A 1222-nucleotide genomic window follows, 5' to 3' on the forward strand; every position below is an offset into this window, starting at 1 on the left:
GTGTAGCAGGAACAGGCATTCGCCGCTTGCCTCTGTTGGCTGTGTGAAGCGGTAAGGGAAGCTCAAGTCACGCAGGACGGCAGTTTTGCCGGTATATTCGGACACGCTTATATCCTTTTGATTTTATGATAGATTCGTTGATTTGCCGGCTTCAAAACGGAATATTTTCTTGCTCCGCGAAAGTTGATTGAACCAGGCTTACTTCAGACCGTTTCTGCGCCGATACACTCCGCCACGGGAGGAATCAAAGCGGTGCGCCGGGGGTCGCATTGCCCCAATGAACGACCAGCTTTGAGGCCTTTTGTCGATGACCATGCCAGTTTCGCCCGGACGCGATACGCGTATCGATGTGTTTCGCGCGCTCGCGCTGCTCACCATCTTCATCGATCATGTGCCCGGCACGATGTTCGAGACGCTGACCTACAAGAATTTCGGCTTCTCGGACGCGGCTGAAGCCTTCGTGCTGATCTCCGGCATGTCGGTCGCGCTCGCCTACGGCAGCAAATTCCAGTCCGGCGGCCGGCTGCTGGCGACGCTGAAGATGTGGCGGCGCGCCGGCGTCCTCTATGTTGCCCATATCGTCACGACCATGGCGGTGATGGCGCTGTTCTGCGCCGCCGCGGTGTTCGCCAGGCGGCCTGAGCTGTTGAAACTGATCAACATCGAGCCGCTGATGAAGAACACACCGGAAGTCCTGGTCGGCATCGTCACGCTCGGTCACCAGCTCGGCTACAACAACATCCTGCCGGTCTACGCGGTGCTGCTTTTGCTGGCGCCGGCCTTCCTGCTTTTGATCAGCTACCGGCCGGTGCCGGCGCTTGTTCTGTCGGGAGCCCTGTGGCTAGTCGTCGGCATCTGGCAGATCGCGCCGCCCAACTATCCGGAGCCCGGTTTCTGGTTCCTCAATCCGCTGTCCTGGCAGTTCCTGTTCAACATCGGCCTGGCCGCCATGCTGCATGTCAGGCGCGGCGGCGTGATTCCGGTCAATCGCTGGCTGCTCGGAGCCGCCGCCGCCTATGTACTGACGGCGCTCGTCTGGGTGCACAGTCCGCTCTGGGGCCGGATATCCTGGCTCGATCTGCCGGTGGTGCTGACCGGCTTCGACAAGACATTCCTGTCGCTGCCGAGGCTCCTGCACATATTGGCGGTGAGCTATCTCATCGTCGCGCTGCCCGCTGTCTCGCACCCGTTTCCCACCCGCCCCGACCATCCGGTCCCCCTC

Annotated in this window: 1 protein-coding gene; it reads left to right on the forward strand. The window is 60.7% G+C overall.

The genetic code is table 11. The features are described 5' to 3' along the window. Positions 1-307: 307 nt before the first annotated feature. The coding region (gene opgC, locus EOA33_RS36210; RefSeq protein WP_127407758.1) for an OpgC domain-containing protein at positions 308-1222 on the forward strand (915 nt) is incomplete at its 3' end.

The sequence above is a fragment of the Mesorhizobium sp. M4A.F.Ca.ET.050.02.1.1 genome (assembly GCF_003997725.1).
In the GTDB taxonomy this organism is placed as follows: domain Bacteria; phylum Pseudomonadota; class Alphaproteobacteria; order Rhizobiales; family Rhizobiaceae; genus Mesorhizobium.